The organism is Clostridium sp., from assembly GCF_036569345.1.
In the GTDB taxonomy this organism is placed as follows: Bacteria; Bacillota; Clostridia; order Clostridiales; family Clostridiaceae; genus Clostridium_AD.
Genome location: NZ_DATCQT010000001.1, coordinates 1 through 3,337 on the forward strand (window position 1 = coordinate 1; position 3,337 = coordinate 3,337).

Consider the following 3,337-nt stretch of genomic DNA (forward strand, 5'->3'; position numbering starts at 1 on the left):
GTGGTTGTAATAATTGTAATACTTAAAATTCTCCATATTTTTTAGTTGTTATTTTATATATAATAACAAAAATAGATTCAATAGCTGTGCTGGTTACTGCCTCTTTGAAACTATTACTTAGTAGATGGTATACTTCTCACACGCAACGATTGAACTAATATGCAAACATAAGTTGTCCATTTCATTTTCAACTTATGTTAGTTCCTCCGAGGTGCTAGGCATAGCCATCAACCTAACAGAACCATTAAATGTAAACAGAGAGATTTACGTAAATGTAAATCTCTCTGTTTATTAATATTATTTTTTAATTATATACTCACGCCTACCAAATATCCTTCTCTAAGAGATTCCATAATGTCTCTTGGCTTTAATGCATCACCTATTACTGTATATTTAATGTTTTTCTCCTCAAGGTGTTTTATAAGCTCCGAACCATTTGATTTATACCCTATAGCTAAAATTATATTATCTACATTATTAGTAATTTCACCTTCTGTGCCCTTAATTGAAATTTTGTTATCCGCAACTGATAAAACCTTAGCATCTGTTATTATTTTTACTCCATATTCTTTAAGTTCGTTTAATAATATCCATTTGTTTCCCCCTAGATCCTTTCCTACCTTGCTTTGCATTTCAACTACGGTTATATCAAGTGGAGTATAAATATTAATTTTTTTCTCAGATGGCACATATTTATTTATATAATGCAATGATGAAATATCAGTGAAACAGTTTTCAAAAAGGTAGTTTGCAGTTTCGAGTCCAACAGCCCCTCCACCTATAATGTAAGTTTTTCCTTTCCTTATTTTTTCTAAAACTCTTTTATCCCCTTTAAGTATATCCTCAGCCAAATAAATATAATTTTCTTTAATACCTTCTATATTGGGTACTATAGGACTTGCTCCCGCTGCAATAATTACATGATCTGGTTTTATTTCTTTTATCACTTCTTCATTTACTATAGTATTAAATCTAATATCTATATTAAGTTCATTTAATTCTTCCTCAATAACTTCAATGAATTTTTCTATTCCCTCTTTATGAGGTGGTTTTGAAACCACAGATAATAATCCACCAATTTTATCATCTTTAGTACAGATTATTACATCATGTCCTCTTAATGTAGCTTCTTTAGCAGCTTGTACTCCTGCAGGTCCAGCTCCAACTATAAGTATTTTTTTCTTATTATTACTCTTTTCAATCACTAGGTTTTCATTACCTGTTTCAGGATTAAGAGCACATCGAACTTCTTTTCCTCTTAATACTCTTTCAATACAACCTTTGTTACAAGCGATGCATTTCCTAATTTTTTTGCCATTTTAAATTTTATTTGCAAATTCAGCATCTATTAAAAAGGCACGTGCTACTCCAACAAAGTCTGCCAATCCTTTTGTTAAAATCTTTTCTGCTATTTCACCGTTATTTATCCTATTACAGGCAATTACGGGTACTTTTACAACTCTTTTTATTTCTTCAGCAAACAAGGCATATGCGCCTTCTGGAACATGGGCAGATATCTGAGGAATAGGTGATTCATGCCATCCTCCAGTAACACTTATAGCATCAATTTGGCCCTCTTCTAAAGAAGCACAAAATTCCTGCATAAAATCAATGCCATACCCACCCGGGATCATATCACTGGCAGATATACGAAGTATTACTGGATACTCTTCTCCTACATAGTCGCGGACACATTTTATAACAGCTTTTGGGAATCTCATTCTATTTTCTTTTGAGCCACCATATTCATCACTTCTTAAGTTTGTAAGTGGTGATAAGAACTGAGTTAAGAGATACCCTGCACTACAACTTATCTCTACCCCATCAACTCCAGAATTTTTACACCTAAGAGCCGCTTTGCCAAATTCCTCAATAGTTGATTTGATATCCACAATTGTCATAACATCTGGCATCTCCTTATATATTGGAGATGGAATTGCTGATGGTGCTAAAGGCTTCTTACCGCCAATGTTTGAGGATACAATGTTTCTTCCTGAATGAAAAAGTTGCATAAATACTTTAGCATTATATTCATGAACTACATTGGATAAAGCTCTAAAGCCTTCCATGTATTTATCCTCACCTACACAATGCATATCAGGAGGACCCCCTACATTATTTACAGCTGCAACTACTACAATTGCACCTGCTCCACCTTTTGCTCTTGCTTTATAAAACTCAATATCCTTTTGTGTAACTTCTTTTTTTTGCGCATATCCAAGATGCATTGCTGACATAATTATTCTGTTCTTAATTTCTAAATTATTTATTTTCATAGGTGTAAATAAAATGTAATCATCCATTAACAAACACGCCCTTCTTTTTTTAGACTCTACTGTAAATAAAGCAAAACACATGCCAACTTTATTAATAGCAAAGATCAATGACTGTTAACCTCCGCATTGCCTTGTTATATGAAATTTATGATCTCTTACTTATGCTATCATCATTTTTAATCTCATATAAATCTGTGTCATAGTTGTGACATATTTTTTATTTGTGACACAGTTTTGGCACAAATTGTTACTATTGTGCCATAGTAATTACTTTGATATAATAATAATATCAATTCCAAACTCTAAAATTAGGGAGAATTTAAATGAATAACAAAATATATTCAACTTGGTTAAATCTTCATAATGACTCTAATCTCAGAAATTATTTTCCTAAGGTTATTTATGACTCTTGGCATGAAAGTGTTAAATTAAATATAAACCCATATAAAAGCAAACCATTTGTTTGCTCAAGTGAAGACTTTAAGAAAGTTAAAGAAGACTCTAAATCTTTATATATTTATGCTAATTATGTATTAGAAAGAATGTATAAAAACATGCCTAAATCCGATTTAGGACTTGCACTATTTGATAAAAATGGCATCTTACTAAAGATTTATGGAACCGATCACTTTATTGATTGGGCAAGTAAAAACTATTTAGTAAAAGGAGTTATATTATCTGAAAATGTTATCGGCACAAATGCTATTTCTCTTGGTTTAAAATATAAGCAACCTATATCAATGGTTGGAGAAGAGCACTTTTCTGAGTTTGCAATAGATATTGCCGCTTATTTTTCACCTGTAATTTTAGAACAAGAGGTAAATGAGACTATTGTTTATGGTGGAGTAGCAATACTAGGACCTGCAGACAAAAGAGATCCTAACCTTCTTATGACAGCTATATCTATTTCAAGGGAAATCAATCTTCAATTATTTTGGTTTAATAGTATAACAACTATTACTAGCGCTATAAAGGGTTATGGAATAATAGGTATAGATCAGTCTAGTGGAAAAAACCATGTACTTTTTAATAATAAAAATGTATTTGACATATTAAATATT

At 31.5% G+C, this 3,337-nt stretch carries 3 protein-coding genes; 1 reads left to right on the forward strand and 2 read right to left on the reverse strand.

All coding sequences use genetic code 11. The annotated features are described in order from the left end of the window. Window positions 1-308: 308 nt before the first annotated feature. Both VIM70_RS00005 and VIM70_RS00010 read right to left on the reverse strand, forming a co-directional pair. Window positions 309-1,205, reverse strand: coding sequence for an FAD-dependent oxidoreductase (locus VIM70_RS00005; protein ID WP_331942897.1), 897 nt, complete (start codon window positions 1,203-1,205; stop codon window positions 309-311). Between the two features lie 114 nt (window positions 1,206-1,319). Further along, window positions 1,320-2,384 carry an NADH:flavin oxidoreductase gene (locus VIM70_RS00010; RefSeq protein ID WP_331942898.1) on the reverse strand — a complete coding sequence of 355 codons (1,065 nt, stop codon included), beginning with the start codon at window positions 2,382-2,384 and terminating at the stop codon, window positions 1,320-1,322. A gap of 215 nt (window positions 2,385-2,599) precedes the next feature. Here VIM70_RS00010 and VIM70_RS00015 point away from each other — a divergent pair. Beyond that, a partial coding sequence (locus VIM70_RS00015; RefSeq protein WP_331942899.1) for a hypothetical protein occupies window positions 2,600-3,337 on the forward strand: 738 nt, incomplete at its 3' end.